The sequence below is a fragment of the Trinickia sp. genome (assembly GCF_051953405.1).
Classification (GTDB): Bacteria; Pseudomonadota; Gammaproteobacteria; order Burkholderiales; family Burkholderiaceae; genus Trinickia.
This window is the reverse complement of the sequence record NZ_JBQCIV010000029.1, coordinates 12499-34940: the sequence shown is the minus strand read 5'-3', so window position 1 is coordinate 34940 and position 22442 is coordinate 12499. Positions and strand designations below refer to the sequence as shown.

Annotated in this window: 25 protein-coding genes and 1 pseudogene; 19 read left to right on the top strand and 7 right to left on the bottom strand. The window is 60.6% G+C overall.

Translation table 11 applies throughout. The features are described 5' to 3' along the window. Window positions 1-798: aldehyde dehydrogenase family protein (locus tag ACTHN9_RS05015; RefSeq protein WP_440535646.1), on the top strand; the 798-nt coding region annotated here is incomplete at its 5' end. A gap of 89 nt (window positions 799-887) precedes the next feature. On the opposite strand, the gene ACTHN9_RS05010 is transcribed toward ACTHN9_RS05015, so the two are convergent. Then, window positions 888-1742 (bottom strand): helix-turn-helix domain-containing protein, encoded by an 855-nt coding sequence (locus ACTHN9_RS05010; RefSeq protein WP_440535645.1) that lies wholly within the window; start codon window positions 1740-1742, stop codon window positions 888-890. A 296-nt stretch (window positions 1743-2038) separates the two neighbouring features. On the opposite strand from ACTHN9_RS05010, the gene lhpI reads away from it, so the two are divergent. Both lhpI and ACTHN9_RS05000 read left to right on the top strand, forming a co-directional pair. Beyond that, window positions 2039-2968 (top strand): bifunctional Delta(1)-pyrroline-2-carboxylate/Delta(1)-piperideine-2-carboxylate reductase, encoded by a 930-nt coding sequence (gene lhpI, locus ACTHN9_RS05005; protein WP_440535644.1) that lies wholly within the window; start codon window positions 2039-2041, stop codon window positions 2966-2968. A 41-nt stretch (window positions 2969-3009) separates the two neighbouring features. Next, window positions 3010-3657, top strand: a complete 648-nt coding sequence (locus ACTHN9_RS05000; RefSeq protein WP_440535643.1) for a DNA-3-methyladenine glycosylase — start codon at window positions 3010-3012, stop codon at window positions 3655-3657. Window positions 3658-3696: 39 nt separating this feature from the next. Here the strand turns inward: ACTHN9_RS05000 and ACTHN9_RS04995 are convergent. Then, window positions 3697-4185: pseudogene (locus ACTHN9_RS04995) on the bottom strand (acyl-homoserine-lactone synthase); the annotation flags it as partial. 172 nt (window positions 4186-4357) lie between these two features. On the opposite strand from ACTHN9_RS04995, the gene ACTHN9_RS04990 reads away from it, so the two are divergent. Beyond that, window positions 4358-4729, top strand: a complete 372-nt coding sequence (locus ACTHN9_RS04990) for an XRE family transcriptional regulator (RefSeq protein ID WP_440535642.1) — start codon at window positions 4358-4360, stop codon at window positions 4727-4729. On the opposite strand, the gene ACTHN9_RS04985 is transcribed toward ACTHN9_RS04990, so the two are convergent. After that, window positions 4692-5396, bottom strand: a complete 705-nt coding sequence (locus tag ACTHN9_RS04985; protein ID WP_440535641.1) for a helix-turn-helix transcriptional regulator — start codon at window positions 5394-5396, stop codon at window positions 4692-4694. The two genes, ACTHN9_RS04990 and ACTHN9_RS04985, sit on opposite strands and share 38 nt — an antisense overlap. 503 nt (window positions 5397-5899) lie before the next feature. Here ACTHN9_RS04985 and ACTHN9_RS04980 point away from each other — a divergent pair. Beyond that, window positions 5900-6214 (top strand): DUF4148 domain-containing protein, encoded by a 315-nt coding sequence (locus ACTHN9_RS04980; protein WP_440535640.1) that lies wholly within the window; start codon window positions 5900-5902, stop codon window positions 6212-6214. A gap of 51 nt (window positions 6215-6265) precedes the next feature. Here the strand turns inward: ACTHN9_RS04980 and ACTHN9_RS04975 are convergent, their stop codons facing one another. Then, window positions 6266-6742: a CBS domain-containing protein gene (locus ACTHN9_RS04975; RefSeq protein ID WP_440535639.1), complete on the bottom strand. Its 477-nt coding sequence runs from the start codon at window positions 6740-6742 to the stop codon at window positions 6266-6268. Window positions 6743-6947: 205 nt separating this feature from the next. Between ACTHN9_RS04975 and ribA the strand changes: the two genes are divergently transcribed. Then, the gene (gene ribA / locus ACTHN9_RS04970; protein ID WP_440535638.1) at window positions 6948-7595 is read left to right on the top strand and encodes a GTP cyclohydrolase II; all 648 of its coding nucleotides are present in this window, start codon (window positions 6948-6950) and stop codon (window positions 7593-7595) included. Window positions 7596-7740: 145 nt separating this feature from the next. On the opposite strand, the gene ACTHN9_RS04965 is transcribed toward ribA, so the two are convergent. Further along, window positions 7741-8064 (bottom strand): hypothetical protein, encoded by a 324-nt coding sequence (locus ACTHN9_RS04965; protein WP_440535649.1) that lies wholly within the window; start codon window positions 8062-8064, stop codon window positions 7741-7743. On the opposite strand from ACTHN9_RS04965, the gene ACTHN9_RS04960 reads away from it, so the two are divergent. The 8 genes from ACTHN9_RS04960 (at window position 7961) to ACTHN9_RS04925 (ending at window position 15185) form a co-directional block, all read left to right on the top strand. Continuing rightward, the gene (locus ACTHN9_RS04960; RefSeq protein WP_440535648.1) at window positions 7961-8641 is read left to right on the top strand and encodes a DUF6880 family protein; all 681 of its coding nucleotides are present in this window, start codon (window positions 7961-7963) and stop codon (window positions 8639-8641) included. The two genes, ACTHN9_RS04965 and ACTHN9_RS04960, sit on opposite strands and share 104 nt — an antisense overlap. Window positions 8642-8806: 165 nt before the next feature. After that, a complete protein-coding gene (locus tag ACTHN9_RS04955; RefSeq protein ID WP_440535637.1) occupies window positions 8807-9511 on the top strand; it encodes a hypothetical protein in 705 nt (234 codons plus the stop codon). Next, window positions 9465-10196 (top strand): Fic/DOC family protein, encoded by a 732-nt coding sequence (locus ACTHN9_RS04950; protein ID WP_440535636.1) that lies wholly within the window; start codon window positions 9465-9467, stop codon window positions 10194-10196. The genes ACTHN9_RS04955 and ACTHN9_RS04950 overlap by 47 nt, the downstream gene beginning before the upstream one ends. 111 nt (window positions 10197-10307) lie before the next feature. After that, the gene (locus ACTHN9_RS04945; protein WP_440535635.1) at window positions 10308-11111 is read left to right on the top strand and encodes a hypothetical protein; all 804 of its coding nucleotides are present in this window, start codon (window positions 10308-10310) and stop codon (window positions 11109-11111) included. A gap of 147 nt (window positions 11112-11258) precedes the next feature. Then, window positions 11259-13151 carry an MHYT domain-containing protein gene (locus ACTHN9_RS04940; protein WP_440535634.1) on the top strand — a complete coding sequence of 631 codons (1893 nt, stop codon included), beginning with the start codon at window positions 11259-11261 and terminating at the stop codon, window positions 13149-13151. A gap of 247 nt (window positions 13152-13398) precedes the next feature. Then, complete coding sequence (locus tag ACTHN9_RS04935; protein ID WP_440535633.1) at window positions 13399-14070, top strand: hypothetical protein; 672 nt, start codon at window positions 13399-13401, stop codon at window positions 14068-14070. Continuing rightward, a complete protein-coding gene (locus ACTHN9_RS04930; RefSeq protein WP_440535632.1) occupies window positions 14063-14767 on the top strand; it encodes an RES family NAD+ phosphorylase in 705 nt (234 codons plus the stop codon). The genes ACTHN9_RS04935 and ACTHN9_RS04930 overlap by 8 nt, the downstream gene beginning before the upstream one ends. A gap of 109 nt (window positions 14768-14876) precedes the next feature. Next, on the top strand, window positions 14877-15185 hold the full coding sequence (locus tag ACTHN9_RS04925) for a hypothetical protein (RefSeq protein ID WP_440535631.1): 309 nt from the start codon (window positions 14877-14879) through the stop codon (window positions 15183-15185). 9 nt (window positions 15186-15194) lie between these two features. Here ACTHN9_RS04925 and ACTHN9_RS04920 read toward each other — a convergent pair whose 3' ends face one another. Further along, on the bottom strand, window positions 15195-16163 hold the full coding sequence (locus ACTHN9_RS04920) for a LysR family transcriptional regulator (protein WP_440535630.1): 969 nt from the start codon (window positions 16161-16163) through the stop codon (window positions 15195-15197). A 111-nt stretch (window positions 16164-16274) separates the two neighbouring features. On the opposite strand from ACTHN9_RS04920, the gene ACTHN9_RS04915 reads away from it, so the two are divergent. From ACTHN9_RS04915 to ACTHN9_RS04895, 5 genes are all read left to right on the top strand, one after another. After that, entirely contained in the window at window positions 16275-16970 is a 696-nt protein-coding gene (locus tag ACTHN9_RS04915; protein WP_440535629.1) for a pirin family protein, read from the top strand. A 79-nt stretch (window positions 16971-17049) separates the two neighbouring features. Further along, a complete protein-coding gene (locus tag ACTHN9_RS04910; protein WP_440535628.1) occupies window positions 17050-17775 on the top strand; it encodes a hydrolase in 726 nt (241 codons plus the stop codon). Between the two features lie 372 nt (window positions 17776-18147). Next, on the top strand, window positions 18148-18483 hold the full coding sequence (locus ACTHN9_RS04905) for a hypothetical protein (RefSeq protein ID WP_440535627.1): 336 nt from the start codon (window positions 18148-18150) through the stop codon (window positions 18481-18483). After that, entirely contained in the window at window positions 18483-19070 is a 588-nt protein-coding gene (locus ACTHN9_RS04900) for a restriction endonuclease fold toxin 5 domain-containing protein (protein ID WP_440535626.1), read from the top strand. Before ACTHN9_RS04905 ends, ACTHN9_RS04900 begins: the two co-directional genes overlap by 1 nt. Window position 19071: 1 nt before the next feature. After that, complete coding sequence (locus tag ACTHN9_RS04895; RefSeq protein WP_440535625.1) at window positions 19072-19782, top strand: Imm52 family immunity protein; 711 nt, start codon at window positions 19072-19074, stop codon at window positions 19780-19782. Between the two features lie 413 nt (window positions 19783-20195). On the opposite strand, the gene katG is transcribed toward ACTHN9_RS04895, so the two are convergent. Beyond that, the gene (katG, locus tag ACTHN9_RS04890) at window positions 20196-22349 is read right to left on the bottom strand and encodes a catalase/peroxidase HPI (RefSeq protein WP_440535624.1); all 2154 of its coding nucleotides are present in this window, start codon (window positions 22347-22349) and stop codon (window positions 20196-20198) included. Between the last annotated feature and the right edge of the window lie 93 nt (window positions 22350-22442).

Below are 22442 nucleotides of genomic sequence, written 5' to 3'. Positions count from 1 at the left end.
CGGATGGGCATCGAAGTGGCGCAGACGTTGAGCAAGCGGCTCGCGCGCAGCATTCTCGAACTCGGCGGCAACAACGGCATGATCGTCGCGCCGAGCGCCGATCTCGACCTCGTCGTGCGCGCCGTGACGTTCGCCGCGGTGGGCACGGCGGGACAGCGGTGCACGACGCTGCGCCGGTTGATCGTGCATCGCAGCGTGGCCGATACGCTGCTGCCTCGCCTCGAGAAGGCGTTCGCATCGGTCAAGGTCGGCGATCCGCTCGATGGCGATACGCTCGTCGGTCCGCTGATCGATCGCGGCTCGTTCGACGCGATGCAGGCGGCACTGGCCGAGGCGCGCAAGGACGGCGGACAAGTGATCGGCGGCGAACGCGTCGACATTGGCCATGACGGTGCGTACTACGTGCGCCCGGCTATCGTGCGCATGCCCGCTCAGACGGCGGTTGTCGAACGCGAAACGTTCGCGCCGATTCTCTACGTGCTCGTGTACGACGATTTCGAACAAGCGCTGGCCGTGCACAACGCCGTGCCGCAAGGGTTGTCGTCCGCGATCTTCACGAACGATATGCGCGAAGCCGAGCAATTCATGTCGGCGGCGGGCAGCGATTGCGGCATCGTGAACGTGAACATCGGTACGAGCGGCGCCGAAATCGGCGGCGCATTCGGCGGCGAGAAGGAAACGGGCGGCGGTCGCGAATCGGGCTCCGATTCGTGGAAAAACTATATGCGCCGCGCGACGAACACGATCAACTACAGCCGCGAGTTGCCGCTCGCGCAAGGCGTGAAGTTCGACGTTTGATTCGGTACCCGCGAGGCTCTGCCCCGGCCGGGGCGGCGACGCTACGCTGCCGCGGCTCGACCATGCCGGGCCACGGCACAAGCGATCGCTTAGGCTCGGCCGAGACGCTTCGAGAGGTCGGCAACGAGAATCGCCAGGCGTGCCGGCTTTTCGTAGCAGGCCACGTCGAATCGGCGAATCACTTCGCTGATCTCCGATTCGCTGGCCTTGCCCGTCAGCAAGTCGCCTGTCAGCAGGAAGATCGGTGCATCGGGGCGCGCCGAACGCCGGACCGCTTCGATTGCCGCTGCCGCGGTTCGTCCTTCGAACAGCCAGTCGGTCACGACGGCGTCAAACGTTTGCGTGTGCAGCGCATCGGTGAACGCCGCGAGCCGCTCATAGGCGATCGCCTCGAAACCGTTCTGCACGAGGTAATCGGACAGTGCTTCGGCGGCGGCTTGATCGGCGTCCACGACGGCGACCGTCGCGCGCTCCGCTTCGCCTCGGCGCGGATGAATCTCGATCTTCAGCACTTCGTGCGCATGTTCGCCGGGCGCCCCGTCGCATCGGACGATGCGCCAACGATCGCCTTCGCCGTACGCGACGAATTCGGCTCGCTCGTAGGGGCCAAGCGGCTCGCCGATCCAGGCGATGCACGGCCCTTCGAACGCGCCCATATTGAGCATGGCCTCGCGGGGCCGCGCGCCGGGGGCGCCGAGTCCATTGTCTTGCGCGCCGAAGAGCTGCGTGGGCGCTTCGCCGAATGCTTCCGCCACCTTGCGGATCTGGGCGAGGGTCCATGGGCTGCTGCCGCGCAGCTTGCGGTGCCCTTGCGAGAAACTCAAGTCGAGGATCCGGCAAAGCTCGGTCGTTTGTTGACGCTTGCCAATGCCATGACGAACCATCAGTGCGCGCACGCGATCGGCGACGGCGAGGGAGTCCGCTAAGGTGGCTTCTGTGGTCATGCTGCTTCTGGGTGCTGCGGTATCGATGGCGGTCACGGAGCGAGATTCGTCGAGCCGCATCGCTGCGACGCAGCCGTAAAAGTATGGAGGCGGGGCGTATTTTAACGGGCAACGCGTCGCGCGCCCTCGTCAAATGTGTATCGACAGGTTACGTTCGTTACTGGTGGTCAATGCGGGGGCGCAGGCAATCGTCGCATGCCCGCTCCGGTGCTCGCCGAGTATGGTCGTATCCTTTGTCCCATCGGCTCAGCGGCGATTGGGACGCATGCCACCGGTCCCGTATTGGAGAAAACCCTATGACGATGCAGTTTTTCGACGCCGAGGCGACAGCCCGGTTGACGCCGTTTCCGGTACTCGTCGATGCGCTCGCGCAAGCCTGCCTCGAGGCGGCCCGCGGCGAGATCGCCAGCCCCGCCAGGCTCGTGGTGCCGCTCAACCAGGGGGGCATCATGCTGGCGATGCCGGCGGCGGCGCGCGATCTTGCCATCCATAAACTCGTGACCGTGTGTCCGGCCAATCGAGCACGCGCGCTGCCGACGATTCACGGCCACGTGAGCGTGTGCGATCCCGACACCGGCGAGGCTCTGTTCGCGCTGGACGGGCCGACCGTCACGGGTCGGCGCACCGCGGCCGTCACGTTGTTGGCAATGCGCACGTTCTTGCCTGCGCCGCCGCGCCACATCCTGCTCATTGGGACGGGCACGCAAGCGTTGCATCACGCGCACGCGCTGGCGGCGGTCTATCCCGAGGCACGCGTGCTGGTGCAAGGCAGCGGGCCGGGCCGTGCGCAGGCATTTTGCGCCAATCACGGCAACAGTCTGGACATTCGCGCGCATGAAGGCGATGCCATCCCCGATACGGTCGACACGGTCATTACGGTGACGACGAGTACCCGGCCGGTCTATGACGAACCGGCCCGCGCCGACAGGCTGGTGATCGGCGTCGGCGCATTTACCCCCGAGATGGCCGAGATCGGACCGCGTACGCTGCAAGGCAGCGCGTTGTACGTGGACGACCAGGCGGGCGCGCGCCACGAAGCGGGCGATTTCATCCAGGCGGGCATCGATTGGGCGCGCGTGACGGCGCTGGCCGATGCGTTGGCGGTGCACGGCGCGGCTCGGCTCGCCGAGTATGGCGCGGACACGACGCCGGTGGTGTTCAAGAGTGTCGGATGCGCCGCTTGGGACCTGGCCGCTTGCCGCGTCGCGCGCGCAGCGGTGCGGTGATGGCTGGCGCTCCGCTCGCGAAGCGCGACAGCCTCTGAACCATGCGTCTACCTGTTCCCGAAGACGGTGCCCATTGCATCGTCCCGTTGACACGCGAGGAGCTGCCGACGGACACGGTCGAGCTTGCCCGCTTCATGGTCGGCAAATACCTCGTGCACGATTCGCCGGAAGGGCGTGTGAGTGGGCGCCTCGTCGAGACCGAGGCTTATCCGATCGGCGATTCGACGAATCATGCGTACCGCGGGCTGCGCCCCTACAATGCCGCCTTGTTCCGCGCGCCCGGGCACGCGTACGTGCGGCTTGTCTACGGCGCGTCGTACATGATCAACATGTCGGCCGAGCCTGAAGGCGAGGGCGCCGCCGTGCTGCTTCGCGCCGTGCAGCCGCTGGACGGCGTGCCGATCATGCAGCGCCGGCGGCCCGGTGTGGGCCTTGCAGATCTGGCGCGCGGGCCCGGCCGGCTATGCGCGGCGTTTGCGATCGGCCCGCAATGGGACGGCGAGGATCTATGCGGCGGCCGAGCCCTGTGGATAGGACGCCTAGGCGAGCGCGATGCGTCCCGCGCTCGGATCGCCGCCACCAAGCGCATCGGCCTCTCGCGCGAGATGCACGCGTTGCTGCGATTTTATGAAGCGGGCAGCCCGTTCGTCAGCGGTCCCAAGCGACTGCTCGAGCCGATCGTGCGCTAATGCGTCCGATTGCACGCCCGCGAATAGCGCCTCGTGAGTCTGTTCGCCGAGGTCGATCGACAGCGCGACGGCATTGACGTTGCCGATCCGCATCGGCGGACCGAAGCGGCGCGTGGCGATGCGTGCGCGCACGAGTAGACGCTCGATCGCCGTGGTCGTCACGGTGACGTAGCTCGTAATCTCGTGCCGATCGGCGAAGGCGACGACGGCTCGCATCGCATCGAGCGCCAATTCCCCGAATCCGAAGCCCGGCCGCTCGGGCGAAACGATCGCAAATCGGCTTAGCTCCCAAATGCGAGGCGAGACGGGTGCGTCTTGCCCATGCAGTAGCCGGCCGAACGTATCGCGCAGCATATAGGGCCCTTGTGTCGGCAACAGTCGCCAACAGCCGCATACGTTGTCGGCGCTATCGCGCAACAGCATGTAATGCGGCGATTGCGAATCGTATTCGTCGATTTCCATCCCCGATAAAATGGCGACTTCCCAACCCATGCGCTCGCCGAAAATCCTGGCGCGCAACCGGTACATTTCCGCCAGCGCATCGAGATCGAAGCTACATTGTTTATCGATGGTGATCTTCGCATTCATCCCGTTCTCCTGGATCGTCAATCGTTGACCTAAGGGGAACAGACCATATGCACTTTGCGTGCTAGCAGTAACTGTCAAGCAAGATAGGTACAAATTGTGGGCGACAGTTGGGATGATGTCGGTATCGAGTACGCTCCTTGACCAGGTGAAAATCATGTCGATAGCCGAAATCCGTCAATCGCAAACTGAAGAGGCGGCCCGGCCGGCTCGGACCGAAATCGACAGTGCCTTTGTTCAGGCATACCGCAAGCAGGTAAAGGAAAGTCAAAAGACCTTTTGGGCGCGCTTCGGCGTCACGCAATCGCGCGGCAGCCGCTTCGAGCTGGGCGCGAATATCCCCAAGCCCGTCATGATTCTGCTGCGCCTGTACTTCGAGGCCCGTATTTCGGACGACGATATTCGGGCCGTTTCGCAAAAGCGCGCGCCGGCGGCTCGGCCGGCCTTGATCAGTCAAGATCGATCAGCCCCATTCGGGTCGCTTTAACTGCGGCGGCGCTTCGCGACGTGACCCCGAATTTGCTGCGAATGTTCGTCATATGAAAATTCACGGTGGCTTCCGCGCAACCGAAGATCTTGGCGATCTCCCATGTCGACTTGCCTTGCGCCGTCCATTTCAGACATTCGTACTCGCGTGGCGTCAGCTTCGGTACGAGCCGTTCGGTATAGCCGTCGAGAAACCGTTGGCTCGTATCGAAGGCGACATCGCGCAAGAGCGTGAGCATCGGCAAATTGCGCTGGATATGGTTCGTCAGCGCGTTCGGCGCCTGTTCGCTACGCACGAAGCAAAGCATGCCGACTTCTTGCTTCGGGCCATGGATCGGCAGCGATATGCCGGTGCAAATCCCGTGCTGGCAGGCCTCTTCGTACATTTCCTGCTGGCCCCGATCGGCGAAATGCGCGGACGTCCAAATAAGCGGCGAGGTTTGCGTGAGACAGTGCGCGACCGTCGGATCGATTCGAAAAAGCGCACGTTCGTCGTACGCTTGCCGCCAGCTCTGAGCATAGGTGCTGCGCAAGTAAGCATCGCTAAAGCGCATGCCCGGTCGCGGCACCACGGCAAAAAGCGTGTGATCGAAACCGTATTTTCTGCCTAACGACGCAAGCGCCTCGAACCACGATTTTTCATCCGCCGCGCGCCACAGTGGCGACATGGGTTCCATCAACTGACGTGCCATATGTCCTCGCATGTCGAAAATTTTACTTGCCCGAAACAGGTAAATCGCCCAATTTACCGCGGTACTATTTCGGGTGGCTCGGTTTTTTGCCGAATAATATCAGACGCATCAAAATATTAGCGCCGTCCCCCAGGTATGAGAGGCGATTGCCATCGCAAAGTCCGGGCTTTCGAATAGGACCTCGGTGCGGGCGCACTTGATATCGATTTCATTTGTGATTCTATTTTTCTTGCTGATAGAACGATGTTGTTGCGGAATTCGATAATCGTTGTGTCGAGCCGATTCCCTGTGCGGATCGACCGCGCTCTGATTTGGGCGTCTCATTTTCGGACGTCGATCCGATATTTGCGGATACTGCAAAAGTGATTAACGGGAACCGGCGTTTTTGCGTTGCAATATCGGACGTAGACTGCATTGCAGCGTCTGGCTGCTCGGCTGGGCAAGGCAACCGATATTGGGAGGTAGCTACGATGAAATCGATGATGATCGCAGGATTGTTGGCGGGTGCGATGGCCGTGCCGACGTTTTCGTTCGCGCAGCAAGCGCAACCCGAGACTCGCGCGCATGTTCAGGCGCAAATGGAGGAACTCGCGCAGTCCGGTTATCGCGGCAGTGGCGGCGATACGGTGTACCCGGCGGACATCCAGGCAGCACAGCAGCGTATCGAGCAGGGCGCGGACGCACGACGCGCAGCCGCGGACACGAGCGGCTATGGCTCGCCGCACTGGGGCACGACGAGCGCATCGGGTGCGCGGGAGCCGAAAGGGCCCGGCTCGCTGTACTTCGGTGCTTGAGGGCGGTTGCCGCCGAGCTGCACGGCTCGGCCGTGCGCGCGTCGGCACCGGTTAGATATGGACGCCCGAGATGTAATGCTCGAGTTGTTGAATCGTGAACTCTTGCTCCGAGATGATCGTTTTGACGAGATCGCCGATCGAGACCATCCCGACCAGCCGGCCGTTGTCGATGACCGGCAGGTGGCGCATACGGTGTTCCGTCATTAAGGCCATGCAGGCCTCGGTCGTATCGGTCAAGCGTACGTGCAGGACTTGTTTGGTCATGATTTCGCCGACGCGCGTCGATTTGGACGACCGGTCCATCAAGACGATCTTGCGTGCGTAATCGCGCTCGGTGACGATTCCTGCGATTTTTCGTTCGGGGCCCTCCGTGACGATCAGCGCACCGATCTGATGTTGAGCCATCATCTTCACGGCGTCGAACACCGATGCATCGACGTCTATCGTCACGACCGGCTGCTCGGCGATCCGCTTGGCGGCTTGCGGATCGTCCCGCTTCGACTTGAGAATCTGCGCTACGTGGGGCATGAGAGTCTCCGTCTTCTCGTTGAGGGGCGGGGTTGAACTGCGCCGAAACGGCGTGTTCCGGCGAGGTTGTTTCCCAGTATAGGCGTTGGCGATGCGTGCGGCGGGGGCCCACACCGGCCGTCAATGGCGATTAGCGTTAAACTCGCGGTGCGCGTATCGGCAGTCGGTGCGCGAGCGAACTGTTAATAGCCACTCTCTACCCGTTATGCCCACGTCATTGAAGCCGCCCCGGACAGGCGACGAGCGCGCGACGCAAAGCGTCTCGCTTGCTGCCACGGCCACCTTGCCCACTCGGTACGGCACGTTCACCGCTTACGCTTACCGTGTCCCCGGGGGCGAAGCCGAACACTTGGCGCTGGTGATGGGGGAGGTTGGCGGGCAGGCGTCGGTGCTAACACGCCTGCATTCGGAATGTCTCACGGGCGATGTCCTAGGTTCGTACCGGTGCGATTGCGGGGAGCAGCTCGACCTCGCGCTGCGCTACATTGCCGCGGAGGGGCGCGGCGTGCTGCTTTACTTGCGCGGACACGAGGGGCGGGGGATCGGATTATCGAATAAGATCCGCGCCTATCAATTGCAGGAGCAAGGGCTCGATACGGTCGAGGCGAACCTCGAGCTAGGCTTGCCCGACGACGCGCGCGAGTACGATTCGGCCGCGGCGATCCTGCGCGATCTGAACGTGTCGTCGGTGCGGCTTATGAGCAACAACCCCGATAAGTTCGATACGCTTTCGAAGCATGGCATTCCGGTGTGCGAGCGGGTGGCCCTGGCTATCCCCGTGCGGGACGAGAACGAACGGTATATTCGGACCAAACAGCTCAAGTTCGGGCATTACTTCGACGAGAATGAGTAGTTGAGGTTTGGGGTTGCGAGGTTATCGGTCGGATTTTGGGCATTCTGTCCGCAATTGCTTGATCTATCAGGGACTTTCGCCTCGCCGGGCCATCCTCGTAGCCCGGATCTCCTCGGGCCGCGGAAGATAATGAACGAACGAGGGGCTAGGTGCGGGTGGCTATCCATAGTTGCTTGATTTTAAACAAATCCGCATCGATTCCAAACGCTCCGTTGATGAATCTCGACCTCCTTGCTAGGTCTACACCGGCTGCGCTGGCATAGGTTTTTTCGATGCGAAAAAAACCTACGCCGACGTTCCTTCGTAAGCAGAACATGCGCCGGAAAGCGGTTTGCTTGGTTCGATAAATGCTGACTGGAGGAGCGATGTCGGATGAGGGGAATCCAATCGATGTCAACGCCCTGGCGGCGATCGGATCGAAACGCCTGGCGACGTTGTTGGCGGAGGCAGCGATGACGAATCCGTCCATGCTGCGTCGCCTGCAATTCGAACTGTCTGCGCAAAAACACGAAAACATACCCGAGACCGTTCGCCGATGGATCAACGAGCTACGCGAACAAACATTGTTCCTAGGCGCGGAACAGCTTGACGAACTGGCCAGAGAATTCGATGCCATCCGGGGCGCAGTTGTTTCGAATGTTTCCCAGGCTGCCCTGACGCTTGCGCCAGATTTGATGTGGCAACTCTTCACGCTCGCCGGAACCGTATATGAACGTACAACCGAAGAGGGGTGGGAAGTCGGCCGAGTTTTCGATCAGGCCTACGCTGATCTCGTCAAAGTGAGCGTCGACGCAGAGGTCGAGCCGAAGCTTTTTGCCGAGAAAGTCGTCTCTGCCATCGGTTCGAACGCTCACGGCGAGTACAGCGCCCTCATTCCGGCGATCTCATCCGCGCAGCCGTGGGCGTCCGCCTACTTCGTCGAGATCCGCGCCTTGCTCCAGCGATTGCTGGACGAGCCGCCCGGACTGAACGGCAGCACGAACAGCGAGCGCTGCCGTCTTTTGCGGCGCGCCTTACGGGAACTCGATTCTCCATCTGCGGCCTAGACTGATTGGCGATTTTTGCATCGGTGTCTGAAGCGCTTGCAGAGACGTTCCGCCTGACGAAACATGCTGTCAGTTCGGCAAGTTTTGCATTGATAAACCATTGTTAGATAAGGATTTCTATCTGGTTTATAATGGAACCTCGTACGCCGAATCTGGAGGTGACGGATGAATCTGGACAGTAAGCTTTTGATGTCGTTGAAGAAGCGGTCGGGTAACGTCGTGCTTCGCCGTGAACTGGCTGGCCTCGGGAGTCCGTCACACCTTAGCGCTGCGCTTCAGCACCTCGTTGCCGAAGGACGCCTCATTCGGCTCGGAGCGGGCGTTTATGCCAAGACTGGTCTGAATCTGGAACGCAACGCGCGATTTGCCGTTGGTAATGAGGTACTGTTGCGTGAGGCGCTCGGGAAGCTGGGCGTCGAGGTGCTCGATGTGACGGTTCAGCACGAAAACGGTCGCTCCGTTTGCCTGGTTAACACCGGCACGAGCCGGATTTCTCGTAAGCTTGGGTGGGACAACATCACGGTGCGGTATGTCGGTCAACACGAAAGACCGCTAACAGGCGCACCGCTCAGCCTGCCATCAGATGTCGACAAGCTGCCGACCCGAAATGTCGGCAAGTTTGTTGAGCGGCTCGCGCAAGCCTACGGCGTTCAATACCGGCGCTCGGGCCTTGATGATTTCGCGGAAGCAGTCACTCGAGCCGCGGGTGACGATGTCGAACTCGATCTCACGGGGAAACTGCTGGTGGCACTCAAGAAGCAGGATCGGATTAACGGCCGGCAATTTGCCCGATTGATGGCGAACCACATAAGGGAGATTAAGCGTGTTCGACCCATTCGGGGACTACGAAACCAGGGGCTACCTGCGTAACGTTGACGGCATCAAGGATCTGGACGAACTCAAGTACATCGAACACGGGTTCTTCGAGTCGAATCTCGAGACGGCGTTGGCGTACCTTCACGCAGTCAAAGGTCCAATCGCCTACGTGCACTTTCTTGAAGTTCACCGAATCCTGTTCGGTGAGTTCTACCCGTGGGCGGGCCAGGATCGCCATAATCTCGGTGTTGGGCGATTAGTCGGGAAAGGGCGGCGAATACAGTTCGAGGCTTCGGAGTTGTGTCAGCGTGCCGTCGAATGGGGACTGTCGGCCGGCAACAATCCAAAGACGATGCGCGAAAAACCGGGGATGGTCATGGGCGCTTTCGCCTGGGGGCATCCCTTTCTCGACGGGAACGGTCGCACCATGCTTCTCGTCCATGCGGAGCTATGTCACCGCGCTGGCTTCGCCATCAACTGGAATGCGTCCCGGAAAGACGATTACCTGGAAGCGCTTACCCGGGAGCTGGAAAATCCCCAAGGCAAGCACCTAGACGCATATCTCCTGCCATTGGAGATCGCTCCCGTTGCCGGGGGCGATCTCTGCGACCATCTAATGTCACTGCCGGGCCTCAACGGAGAGGATGGCAGCAGCGCTCCGAACGTTGCATATCGGGCGGACGATCCTGTGGCAAACCAAAACTACCTCGAGTTGAAGCGCGCGCGTGGAGAGAATTAACCGGCGCGTCGCGGCCTGAACGCGAATGCCGCGACACCGTTGGCGAGGACCTGTTTCGGATCGCCGAATGGCACGAGTTGAATGAGGCGCGTCGACTTGGAGTCGACGAACATGGGGACTTCGGCGAAGTTGCGGAGTCGGCCATTCGCGTGCCCGATCTGCTTGAAGGTGCGATGTCAGCGCCTGCACATCTTTTTCTTCCGTCGCCCGCTTTTGATCCAGCACGAACAGGCCCCGTTGCGCGTCGCCGCGGTGATACCTGCGTGCCAGATAGTCGTCGAATTTGGCCGCCAGAACTTCGTAGCTGTAGGGAAGGATGTCGGCCGTGCGCAGCATTTGGCTCTGTTCGACGACGGCGGCAAACACGTTCAGTCTCGGACGGGTGTCGGTGAGGACTCTCACGACATCAGCGGCTGCCTGAGCGCGCTCCGGGGCGCTAAATTGTCCCCAGCCATCCTTGCCCGAGAACATGGGAGACGCGTGCAATTCGAGATAGATACCGGCACGTTGCTAGAAGGGCTCGGCGATTGCATCCAGCGATTGTTCGAGCCAGTGTGTTTGACGTTCAAAAACGGAGACGCCGGCCAGCACGAAGAATGGCGTGTTCAGGTCCCCCGGCGAACCCGATTCGTCCAGATACGTCAGGTACTTACCTTGTCGTCCCCCGCAGCAGAAATGGAAACGGGCTGCCGAAGCAGCCCGTCGTATTTGGTAAGCCAGGTGGAACAATCGCCCAACGCGTCGCAACTTCACGGCGCTCCCGACTCACCCGAAACCATACCAGAACCTACGCCGAAGCTGTTTGCTCTTCTGAAAATCACCGGGCGAACAGCAATCGGTAATATTTTCCATTTCCCGAAGCCAAACCGAAAGCGCACCGGCCTGTCTATACTCATATGGAAGGACGAATACTGAGTGGCCGTTTTCTCAGCGGCCATCCACTGATGCCCTCTGTGCGTGTCTCGAGGGCGTCATCGCAATGCCCCATCACGAAGCCAAATCCGTAAGACGCTGTCCGATCAACGCCGTTGTTGTGCAGCCTCCTTGGAGGGAGCCACAGATATGAGCGGCACCTACAACCCATTGCTGGTTTTCGTCTCCTTCGTTGTCGCATTCCTCGCGTCTTATACCGCCGTGGAGCTGTCCAGCCGAATCTATTCGTTGCCGCAGGCGCGGCGGCGGACAAGCTGGTTATTGGGTGGCGCCATCGCAATGGGGATCGGCATCTGGTCCATGCACTTCATCGGCATGCTGGCTTTTTCGCTACCGATTCCGGTGGGGTACGATCTTTCAACCACGGCGGCTTCGCTGCTGATTGCGATAGTGGTTTCATATCTGGCGTTGATCGCCGTGACGCAGGGCACACTCTCGCGCGCCCGCCTGGGGGCCGCAGGGACGCTCATGGGGCTGGGGATCGCCGGCATGCACTACACGGGCATGGCGGCGATGCAGATGTCTCCGCCGATTCGCTATACGTTCTGGATCGTCATCGCGTCGATTGCCGTTGCAATCGTAGCGTCGATCGCCGCACTGTGGATCGCCTTCACGCTGCGCACACCCGAGCAGCAAAGCTTCGTCTTCAAGCGTCTCGGCTCTGCGATATTCATGGGACTGGCCATCACCGGTATGCACTATACCGGCATGGACGCGGCGAACTTCGAGGCGGGAAGCATCTGTCGCGCTGCCGGCAAGCTCGACGCGAACTCGCTGGCCCTGCTGGTATCGACGAGTTCGTTCACCGTGCTGATCGGAACGCTGGTCTTTCTCGGGTTCAACACCCGCAGCTTGGCCAGCTCGCTCAGGCGAGCAAACGACGAGCTGCGCCAACGGGGTGGCGAACTCGAGCGGGCAGTCCAGTCGCTGCGCGACAGCGAGAAACGTTTCCGCGCAACGTTCGAGCAGGCTGCTGTGGGCATTGCGCATGTTGGCCCGGACGGCCGCTGGTTGCGAGTCAACCAGAAACTGTGCGATATCGTCGGCTACACGCGGGAGGAGCTGTTGTCGTTGACCTTTCAGGACATCACGCATCCGGACGATCTCGACACCGACCTCGCGCGAATGCATCAGATGCTCGAAGGACAGCTCGACACTTACACGCTGGAAAAGCGCTATTTGCAGAAGGACGGCAGCTCGATCTGGATGAACCTGACGGTCGCACTGGTGCGTGACGAAACCGGTAAGCCGGACTACTTCATTTCGGTCCTGGAGGATATCCAGCGCCGCAAACGCGCGGAGGACGAATTGCACGCCAGAACCGAGGCGCTGCGGCTATCGCGTGAAGAGCTGCGTCGACTCTCCGGTCACGTCCAACACGTGCGCGAAGAAGAAAAGACGCGCATCGCCCGCGAATTGCACGATGAGCTGGGGCAGCAGCTCGTCGCATTGAAGATGCTGGTGGCACTGGCCGAGCAAACGTTGGGCGGCGTGGCGCCGCCGTCGCCCGCGCAAGCCTTGCAAGGCGTGTATGTTTCGATCGATCAGATGGTCGAATCGGTGCGGCGGATCGCAGCGGACCTACGGCCCGTCATGCTTGACGATCTCGGTCTCGTTCCCGCCATCGAGTGGCTCGTCAACCAGTTCTCAGGGCGTCACAAGCTGCGCGTCGTCACGCATATCGATGTGGGCGGGATCGACTTCAATCGCGAGAGCGCGACCACCGTCTATCGTATCGTTCAAGAGGCAATGACCAATGTGGCCCGCCATTCGGGGGCGACCGTGGTGCGGCTGGACATCGTTCGCGAGGACCCGCATTGCGTCATGCGTATCGCCGACAACGGCCATGGTGCCGTGACCGAAACACGCGTCAGACGCAATTCGCTCGGCCTTATCGGGCTGCGCGAGCGTGTCGCACGGCTCGGCGGCGATCTTCAGATCGTCACGGCATCGGGGGCTGGCTTCACGCTAACCGCCACCTTGCCGCTCGCGGCCGTGCAAGCTACGGTGCAGCCCCACTGAAAAGCCGGACGTTACCGATACCTCGGCATAAGCGCGCGATGCGGGGTTTGGGCCGAAGATCAAGTCGCTGCGACCGGCAAAATCCTCCGCCAGAGATGCTGCCGCGAGCCCGGTGCGTTCATGTCCTCGGGGCCACTGGGTAGGTCCGGCTCCGCGGAAACCTTGGGCGCAGGCAGCGAGTGACAAGATGGATTATTTTGAATATCATGTTAATTGATACTCTTTATAATTTTTTGGGGAGCCCGCCATGACTGCGATTCGTGAACCGACACGGTTCGACACCCTAGTCGGCCCCCCTCAAGACGTGCGACGGCGGCTCGACAAGTTCAAGGCCGAGCAGGTTATCGTGGTGCCCCTGGCGCATGCCGGGGTTCAGCACGCCAGCTTGTTGGCCCAGACCTTGACCACTGTCGTGGCCTTCATCGGATCGGCGCTGCTCGAGCAGAACGAGCAGACCCTCAAGGCCTTGGTTAACGCCTTGGTGCCCAAGGCTCCGCCAACGCCCACTCTGCTCAGGGAGGCGGCGATGCTGGCGCGTTCGCGCAAGGCCGTGCTGGAAGGGGCGGACTGGCTGACTGCGGCCAAGCTGGCCGAACTTGCAGGACTGAGTTCGACCAACCCCAGCACGCAGCCCAACAAGTGGAAGCGCGAACACCGGATCTTCGCGATCAACCACAACGGCATCGATTACTTTCCCGGCTATGGTCTGGACGCCGAAGCCGGCTGGCGGCCTCGCAAGAACCTGAAGCCTGTCTTGGAGGTCTTCGGCGACAACAAGGATGGCTGGGGGCTGGCTTACTGGTTTCTCTCGGCCAACAGCTTCCTCGGTGGCCGACGCCCGCAGGACGTACTGGCGGCGGAGCCGGAGCAGGTCCTCGCCGCCGCTAAGGATGAAGTGGAAGGTGTCGCGCATGGCTAAACCTCGCAAGACCGCCGCGTCCGCAAGTACGCCTGTGCTTTCGGACGACGATACCGATGCGACTCCCGCTCCGCCGGCGACGCTCCACGTCACACCGTGGACCTTGTCCGGCAAGCAGGCGCTGCACCGGGTGCACGCCGATCGGTACCGGGCCGACGAGTTTAATCCTGGGCTCAAGGGCAACGCGCGGTTCAGCCCGATCCGGGACGCCAAGGGCGACCCCATCCCTACCATCTATGCCGCGGCTACGTTCGATGCGGCCGCCTTGGAGTCCGTGTTCCACGACGTGTCTCACGCGCCTGGTTTTAAGCACTACGACAAGCGCAAGCTGGAAGGACAACTGCACTCCGAGGTCAAGGTCAGGCGCGATCTTAAGCTGGCAGACCTGGGTAGTGTCGCGCTGCGCAAGCTCGGCGTGCGGCGCAAGCAACTGATCGACACCGAAAAGGATCAGTACCCGAACACGCGCCAGTGGGCCGAAGCTATTCACGCGCAGCACCCCGATATCCGGGGGCTGTCCTGGATCTCCCGCCAGGACGACTCCGCGCGCGCCGTGGTCCTATTCGGCGATCGCATCCCTAAGGGCACGCTGCAACAGGTTGGCGACTCACGCAGCCTGTTGCAGGACGAGCAGGCCTATGCGGAACTACTGGATCTCGCTGACCGCATCGGCGCTGATATCACGCCGGGCAAGTAGAGAGCGCTCTTCCGCCACCGACGAAAAACGAAAAGGCCGCTGTCGTTGACCGTCGCCACGACGCGCAGACGGTGCACGCAGAAGTCCAAAAAGCGCGAAGCATTGGCCGATGACGCCGCGACGTTTGCTGCGAAAGAACCTACTGTGCCTCAAAGCCGCGCAAATCAACCTGCAAGCGGCCGACGGCAACATCTACGCAATGGGCGGCAACCATTCCGCCGTCCGCGTAAACGGTACGGCCACACGCGGCGGCCATGTGTGGCTGGTCGCCGATTCGGGCCTCGTGCAAACGGGGGGATGTTTAGCGCGCACAATGCGGACGGCTCGGGCGGCACCGTCGATACCGTCGCCGCTCGGTCTCGAACTCGCCCTCGCTCAGCCGCATCGGGACGCGAAGCTTGAGCGCGAGTTGCCATAGGGGTGTGCATCAGCCTCTATCCCAATAGGGCGGATGCCCGATCCGCCCTTCCATGAAGGAAATAAACGCGCGTACGGCCGGTGCCACGTGTTGCCGAGTCGGGTACACGATGCACAGATCGAGTTCATGCGTTTGCCAGTCTTCGAGCAGGCGGGTGAGGTGACCGTTTTGAAGATCGAGCGCAACCAAAAAGATCGGCACGAGCGCGATCCCCATGCCCGCCAGCGCCATTTCTCGCAGCGCCAAACTATTATTGGCCTCGAAGTACCCGTGCACCTCGACATCTTCCACCGCATCGCCTCGGTGGAATGACCAACGGCGCGGCGATGACTTCATCGTATAGACAAGGCACTCTCTCGTCGCAAGTTCGGCCGGATCCTGCGGGGCGCGATGTCGAGCGATGTATGAAGGCGAAGCAACGACGACATGCCTAACCTTGGCGAGCCGTCGCGCGATGAGCGACGATTGGCCTAGGTCTGCGATGCGCAACGCAACGTCGACTCCCTCTTTCAGCAGGTTCGCCTGTTTATCGTCGAAGCGAAGTTCCAACTCGATTTTCGGATAGCGCGTGCGAAATGCGGGCATAGCCGGCAGTACGTGCGTGATACCGAAGCTCATGGGAATGCTTGCCACAAGTTTCCCGCTGGGCTCGTCTCGCGCGGCTAACGCCTCGGTCTGCGCATCGTGAATGTCGCTCAGGGCCGTGCTGACGCGCTCGTAAAAACGCTGTCCCGCGGCAGTCAATGCGATTCGCCGTGTCGTCCGGTGCAATAGCCGAATCCCCATTTCCGCCTCGAGCGCGCTAATCCGGCGGCTGACCACCGACCGTGCGATGCCGAGCTTGTCCGCCGCAGCCGAAAACGACCCTGTGCTCACGACCGTCGCGAAAATCGCTATCGAATGAAGACTGTCCACCCCGTTTGAACTCCGAATAAGACGCTCAATGCGCCAGGCATGCACTTTACAGGCTGCGTGCATGCCGTGCAGTCAATTGGTGCTGCTGCGGCAACAGTCAAGTCGCGAGGAGCCGCTAATCAGGCGGCCGATCTTTGGCAAGATCGTCCGGGTCGATGACCTGGAGTCAATGCAATGATGGAAATTCACCGATCCGATGAGCGCGGTTCGTTTCGTAATGCTTGGTTGGACGCGCGCTTTTCTTTTGAATTCGGCTCGTACCGAAACGCAAGCAGAAGCGGTTATTCGGATCTTCTCGTGCTGAACGAGGATATCGTGGCGCCCGGCATGGGTTTCGCGGCGCACCCGCACGATAACGTAGAAGTGCTGTCCTTTCCGCTATCGGGAAGCGTCGAGCACCGAGACAGCACCGGTGCCCGCGAAGTGCTTGCCTATGGCGACGTGCACTTGATGCGCGCGGGATCGGGGATCGTCCACAGCGAAATGAATCCGTCGCCGACCGAATATGAACGTCATGTTCAGTGGTGGATCCGACCTACCCATCGCGACGCCCGACCGGCCTATGCCAAGCGTCATTTTTTGCCGGAAGCGAAGCGCGATCGGCTGTGCCTGATTGCGGCGCCCGATGCGGACGAAAGCGCGCTGCGCATCGACCAGGACGTGCGCATCTACGCATCGATCGTCGGGCGAGGCGCGATACGACACGCGCTTGCGCCGGCGCGGCGGGCCTATGTGCATGTGCTGCGTGGGGCGTTGAGCGTCAACGACGAACTACTCCGTAGCGGTGACGGCGCCCATATTGAAGGGCTTTCCAGCTTGATGCTGCAAGCGGACGACGAGGCGGAGATCGTGTTGTTCGACCTCCGATAGACATTCGGCCGCGCTTCGCGCGTTTGCTAAACGAGACGTTTTATTCCTTTAATGTCGCTCAACCTCACAGAGGTATCCCATGTCGTTTTCGAATGTGTTTAAGCGCAGCGTTGGCCTGTTGTTTTCGATCGCAACGCTGGTTAGTGCGACCGCGGCCCTGGCCGCGCCGGCCCCCGGCCCCAAGCCGGTGTACGACCAGTTGACGCCCGAGAACAGCGCGTTGCTGCTCATCGACTATCAACCTCAGTACGCATTTGCGACGCAGTCCGTCAGCATCGACACGTTGCTGAACAACGCGACGGCTTTAACGGAGGTTGCACAAGCGTTCAGGATTCCGACGGTGATCACGACCATTACCGCCAGCGCTTATGCCGGCCCGTTATTCCCGCAGATCCGTGCCGCGGCGCCCGACGTCGAGGTGATCGATCGGACACGGATCAACGCCTGGCAAGACGAGCGCATTCGCGATCGGATCCACAAGATCGGACGCAAAAAGCTAATCATCGCTGGCTTGTGGACCGACAACTGCGTGGTACTCCCTGCGTTGGCCGCGCTCAAGGAAGGGTATGGGGTTTATGTGGTGACGGACGCGACCGGCGATATCGATGCACCTTCTCACGAACGTGCGGTGCAGCGCTTGGTACAGGCCGGTGCGGTTCCCATTACCTGGTTGCCTGTGCTGCTCGAGTTGCAAGCCGATTGGACGCAGGATGTCACGCACGGCGCCGTCAGCAAGATTCTCAAAGAGCACGCAGGTGCGATGGCGTTGGGCGCTTTCTATCGGAATTCGGTGCTCGCTCGATGATCGAGTGGCGGGCGGCAACGGGGTCGGCTTCCGGTGATCGGTTGGCATGCGCTTCTTGAAGCAACTAGCCGTGGGGCAGCCGGCCTCACGGCTTTCGCTGTCGCAGCCGTTCTGACTTAGGCATCGGCGATGCCGGTCTGCAGAGCCAATGTTTGTCGATCTGCGATTTCGATCGAAGCTCGCGCCGCCAAGTAGCGGCTCCGCACGATCCTTCATGTCCATTGAGTCCTATTAAACTTCCGTTAGTCCTAATTTTTCCCCTTCGACAGATACGAACACGGTAATCAATCAAAATCGACCAATTGCGACGGTGCGGCGACCCGGACCGACCGCGATCAACCTACCGTTCTATCTAAGTTCGTATCCGAAGACATGCGCAAGCAGAAAACCGCGCTTTTGACCCAGCGTGAACGAGATTTCATATCGGCCGTTCAAGACAGCCTCTCTAAGGCCGATACCTCGCTGACCGATGATCCAACCTTGCACGACAAGCTCACCGGGGCATTCCTCGAAGCTCGCGCCATAGGAATCGCACGAGACGAGTTGCTCGCGCACTTTATCTATCTCGAAATACAAGCCCCAGGTTTTCACCGCCATCCGTCGATTCGACGATGGCTCCGTAAGACGGGGGCGGTTCCGGAGGAGCGCTTTTCCGATTTGATCGAAGTGCTTCGCCACAAATCCCAGCAGCTACAGGAGAGCAAATAATGGCATCGACGCGCCGTTCTCGCCTTGAGGACGCGGGGCTTGCACTCTTGGCATTGCTAACCACGGTAGGGGATGCTGTTCGCGGGCTCGCTGACAAAAAACAGTCCGACCGAGACGGTCTCGAATCGGACAAAGCGAAGTCAAACTCGGCCACGCGCGTAGTACCGATCCCTTATGAGTCGCACGCACAGTGCCCGCCGCGCAGGGGATTGCTTGTCACAAGGAGATGGCATATGTCTCAGATGTCTCGTGACTACCAAGCCCGCGTGACCGGCTTTGTGCCGTTCACGGAATGGAAGTTCATGAATATAGAATTCGATGGATTCCAAACATCGGAGTGCCGACTTCAGGAAGCAAAGGCTCGGTACGATCAGTTTTTCAATAAAAAAACTGGTGATCCGAAAAAATTCTTCGAATTATTTGGTCTTCCACGCCTGATAAATCAGGCGCGCATTCAGAGCAGGGTCGCAAGTGGCAATCCACCTGCGCGGCTAACCTGGTATTTCATGCAGCCCGTCTCTCATCGGTATCTATCTGGGATTTTTTATAAAGAAAATCTTGCCATCGAATCATTGCTCTACCCATAAAATGAGAATCCGTCTAACGTTTCAACTTCCAAAACCTGCCCTCCCATCGCGCGAGGAACATCTCGACACGATCTGGAAGGTCGCACAACTGTTCGAACCGTTCGGCCTCCCTGTCGAAATCTGGCACCCCGCAGCCCCGACTCGGAAAAAATCGCTTGCCCACCCAGCATTCGACGGTAACGGTCCAACGACCGCCGCGCTAGAACTTCTGGGAGTGCAGGACAAGAAGGATGGGATGCTCGACTATCGCAGAACGGGCGTGTGGAGCGGAAACGAGAAAGGGAAGGGCGGTGTGCTCTCTGTTTCGTTTTCATCGGATCCCGATCTTCCGATCTGTCTGTTTGATCTGGGATTCGACGAGGTCGAGGCGCTCGACGATGCGCGCAACATGCAACGCCTTGTCCTCGGCCTTCTGAATATCTGCCCTTGCGCCTTCGACGTCGAAGTTGGCCCACTAAAGTATTACACCATGTATAAGGTGTTTCCGAGGCGACCGGGGGCAGGCTGGATGCTCTATCTCCCACAAGCGATCGTACGCGGGCAACTGCCCGAAGCGGCAGATCTCGTGCCTGTCATGAAAGGAGACAAGCAGAAGGGAACCATCATCGTGAGCGTCTCGGACAGCGCTTTCTCCGCCGACAATCCCGATCACATTAAAACCGCGAATGCGATCGAAATCCGACTGGCGGACCAGGATCTGTTACCTCGGTAGCGGCGCGGTCGGAGCGCCGCCTGGATGGTTGAGCGACCCTGCTGGGACTCGACGACCACCGTCGCATGCCGCGAGCGCGTATCGATTCATCATGCTTCGTAGTGGACGGGGTAAGCCTCATAGCTCCGTGTTCTTGCAATTTACGATTTGCAAGAATAAAACGCTGGCTTCCACATCCTCCTCAACGGCGACAGCGATCCCCTCGATCACTCCCGTCATCATCGGCCTACGCGTCAAGATCGCGCGTGATGCCCTGCGCATGACGCAGGCCGATCTGTCCGTGGCGATTGGCTTTAACGACCGGCAGACGCTAAATGGATTCGGCCCACCCGTTGCTCCACGTTAAAAGCGGCCCCCGCGGCGACAAAAACTAAGCCAAACAACGCCTGCCGCACACAAGGGCCTCCTACCAATTAAGCGAGATCGAAACGGCCCAGGTTCATCACCTTGTTCCAAGCGGCAACAAAGTCCGCCACGAACCGCTCCCGACCATCCTCGCTGGCATAGACCTCGGCATAAGCGCGCAGCACGGAGTTCGAGCCGAAGATAAGATCGCTGCGCGTACCCGTGTACTTCACGGCCCCCGTCTTGCGATCCCGGCCCTCGAACAGCTCGGCCTCGCTATCGACAGGCGACCACACGGTACCCATGTCGAGCAGATTGACGAAGAAGTCGTTGCTGAGCACGCCGACCTTATCCGTGAACACCCCATGCGTGCTGCCGTCGAAGTTCGCGCCAAGCACGCGCAAGCCGCCGATCAGCGCCGTCAACTCGGGCGCCGTCAACGTCAACAATTGCGCACGGTCGATCAGCAGCACTTCGGTCGGCGCACCGCCGCGACGCTTGCGGTAGTTGCGGAAACCGTCGGCAATCGGCTCGAGCACCGCGAACGAATCGACGTCGGTTTGATCTTGCTTCGCATCGACACGCCCCGGCGTGAACGGCACCTCGATCTTGATGCCGGCTTCCTGCGCCGCCAATTCGATGCCCACGCATCCGGCCAATACGATCACATCGGCGAGCGAAGCTTTGCTCGACGCCTTTTGAATGTCGATCAGCTTCGGCAATACCGCAACAGCGCGTGCATTCACCTCCCAACCCTTCTGCGGCGCGAGTGCAAGGCGCGCGCCGTCGCTGCCGCCGCGTTTATCGCCGCCGCGGAACGTAGAGGCCGACGCCCATGCGGCCGAAACCAGTTCACCGATGGACAGGTTCGACGCAACGATCCGCGCTTTGATATCCGCGATGTCGGCCTGCGTCGGATGGTGTTCGGGCGCGGGCAGCGGGTCTTGCCAGATTAACGTTTCGCTCGGGACTTCCGGGCCGAGATAGCGCGCCTTGGGCCCCATATCGCGGTGCGTCAGCTTGAACCAGGCTCGCGCGAAGGCATCGGCAAAGGCCTGCGGGTCTTCATAGAAGCGCCGCGAGATTTTGCCGAACTCGGGATCGAAGCGCAGCGTCAGGTCCGTCGTCAGCATCGTGGGTTTGTGGAATTTTCCCGGGACGTGGGCGTCTGGAATGATCTCCGGTGCGTCCTTGGCCACCCACTGTTTCGCGCCGGCCGGCGACTTCGTGAGTTCCCACTCGTATTTGAACAAGTTCTCGAAGAAGTTGTTGCTCCACAAGGCAGGCGTCTTGGTCCACGTCACTTCGAGACCGCTCGAGACGGTATCCTTGCCGTGGCCTTGCCCGTAGTCGCTTACCCATCCGAGCCCCTGCGCCTCGATCGGTGCGGCTTCGGGTTCCGGGCCCTTGTGCGATTCGGGCGCGGCGCCGTGCGCCTTGCCGAACGTATGGCCGCCGGCGATCAAGGCGACGATCTCTTCGTCGTTCATCGCCATGTTGTTGAACGTCGCACGGATGTCCTTGGCGGCTGCCATGTAGTCGCCGCTAGCGTTAGGGCCTTCCGGGTTGACGTAGATGAGCCCCATATGGGTGGCGCCCAACTCTCGATCGAGATCGCGTTCCCCGGTGAAGCGCTTATCGTCGGCGAGCCAAGTCTTTTCCGAGCCCCAGTTGACGTCCATGTCCGGTTCCCACACGTCCTCGCGCCCGCCGGCGAAGCCGAACGTACGAAAACCCATCGACTCCAGCGCTACGTTGCCCGCAAGAATGAAGAGGTCGGCCCAAGAGATCTTTTGGCCGTATTTCTGCTTGACCGGCCACAGCAGCCGGCGCGTCTTGTCGATGTTGACGTTATCGGGCCAGGAGTTGAGCGGCGCGAAGCGCTGTTGTCCGCGCCCGCCGCCACCACGCCCGTCCGACATTCGGTAGGTGCCGGCGGCGTGCCACGCCATGCGGACCATCTGCGGACCGTAATGCCCGAAGTCGGCGGGCCACCAGTCTTGGCTGTCGGTCATGAGCTTGACCAGGTCCGCTTTCAGTGCACGATAGTCGAGCTTCTTGAATTGTTCGGCGTAATCGAAGTGTTCGCCGAGTGGATTCGATCGATCCGAATGCTGGTTCAGCAGGTCTACACGCAATTGATTCGGCCACCAATCCTTGTTGGCGGTACCCGCGCCGGTACCGGCAACGTGGTGGAAGGGGCACTTGGCTTCATTTGTCATCAGCGTCTCCTGGTCGGGGAACTTGGTCGGGTCGTTGCCAATTTATTGGATTGCCAACAATTTATCCAATGGATTGATATTCTTTCGTTGATA

Coding starts and splice junctions, on each gene's coding strand:
- ACTHN9_RS05010 (WP_440535645.1), bottom strand. CDS start 1,742: ATGACCACAGAAGCCACCTTAGCGGACTCCCTCGCCGTCGCCGATCGC.
- lhpI (WP_440535644.1), top strand. CDS start 2,039: ATGACGATGCAGTTTTTCGACGCCGAGGCGACAGCCCGGTTGACGCCG.
- ACTHN9_RS05000 (WP_440535643.1), top strand. CDS start 3,010: ATGCGTCTACCTGTTCCCGAAGACGGTGCCCATTGCATCGTCCCGTTG.
- ACTHN9_RS04990 (WP_440535642.1), top strand. CDS start 4,358: ATGATGTCGGTATCGAGTACGCTCCTTGACCAGGTGAAAATCATGTCG.
- ACTHN9_RS04985 (WP_440535641.1), bottom strand. CDS start 5,396: ATGTCGCCACTGTGGCGCGCGGCGGATGAAAAATCGTGGTTCGAGGCG.
- ACTHN9_RS04980 (WP_440535640.1), top strand. CDS start 5,900: ATGATGATCGCAGGATTGTTGGCGGGTGCGATGGCCGTGCCGACGTTT.
- ACTHN9_RS04975 (WP_440535639.1), bottom strand. CDS start 6,742: ATGCCCCACGTAGCGCAGATTCTCAAGTCGAAGCGGGACGATCCGCAA.
- ribA (WP_440535638.1), top strand. CDS start 6,948: ATGCCCACGTCATTGAAGCCGCCCCGGACAGGCGACGAGCGCGCGACG.
- ACTHN9_RS04960 (WP_440535648.1), top strand. CDS start 7,961: ATGTCGGATGAGGGGAATCCAATCGATGTCAACGCCCTGGCGGCGATC.
- ACTHN9_RS04965 (WP_440535649.1), bottom strand. CDS start 8,064: ATGGACGGATTCGTCATCGCTGCCTCCGCCAACAACGTCGCCAGGCGT.
- ACTHN9_RS04955 (WP_440535637.1), top strand. CDS start 8,807: ATGAATCTGGACAGTAAGCTTTTGATGTCGTTGAAGAAGCGGTCGGGT.
- ACTHN9_RS04945 (WP_440535635.1), top strand. CDS start 10,308: ATGGGGACTTCGGCGAAGTTGCGGAGTCGGCCATTCGCGTGCCCGATC.
- ACTHN9_RS04940 (WP_440535634.1), top strand. CDS start 11,259: ATGAGCGGCACCTACAACCCATTGCTGGTTTTCGTCTCCTTCGTTGTC.
- ACTHN9_RS04935 (WP_440535633.1), top strand. CDS start 13,399: ATGACTGCGATTCGTGAACCGACACGGTTCGACACCCTAGTCGGCCCC.
- ACTHN9_RS04930 (WP_440535632.1), top strand. CDS start 14,063: ATGGCTAAACCTCGCAAGACCGCCGCGTCCGCAAGTACGCCTGTGCTT.
- ACTHN9_RS04925 (WP_440535631.1), top strand. CDS start 14,877: ATGACGCCGCGACGTTTGCTGCGAAAGAACCTACTGTGCCTCAAAGCC.
- ACTHN9_RS04920 (WP_440535630.1), bottom strand. CDS start 16,163: ATGCACGCAGCCTGTAAAGTGCATGCCTGGCGCATTGAGCGTCTTATT.
- ACTHN9_RS04915 (WP_440535629.1), top strand. CDS start 16,275: ATGATGGAAATTCACCGATCCGATGAGCGCGGTTCGTTTCGTAATGCT.
- ACTHN9_RS04910 (WP_440535628.1), top strand. CDS start 17,050: ATGTCGTTTTCGAATGTGTTTAAGCGCAGCGTTGGCCTGTTGTTTTCG.
- ACTHN9_RS04905 (WP_440535627.1), top strand. CDS start 18,148: ATGCGCAAGCAGAAAACCGCGCTTTTGACCCAGCGTGAACGAGATTTC.
- ACTHN9_RS04900 (WP_440535626.1), top strand. CDS start 18,483: ATGGCATCGACGCGCCGTTCTCGCCTTGAGGACGCGGGGCTTGCACTC.
- ACTHN9_RS04895 (WP_440535625.1), top strand. CDS start 19,072: ATGAGAATCCGTCTAACGTTTCAACTTCCAAAACCTGCCCTCCCATCG.
- katG (WP_440535624.1), bottom strand. CDS start 22,349: ATGACAAATGAAGCCAAGTGCCCCTTCCACCACGTTGCCGGTACCGGC.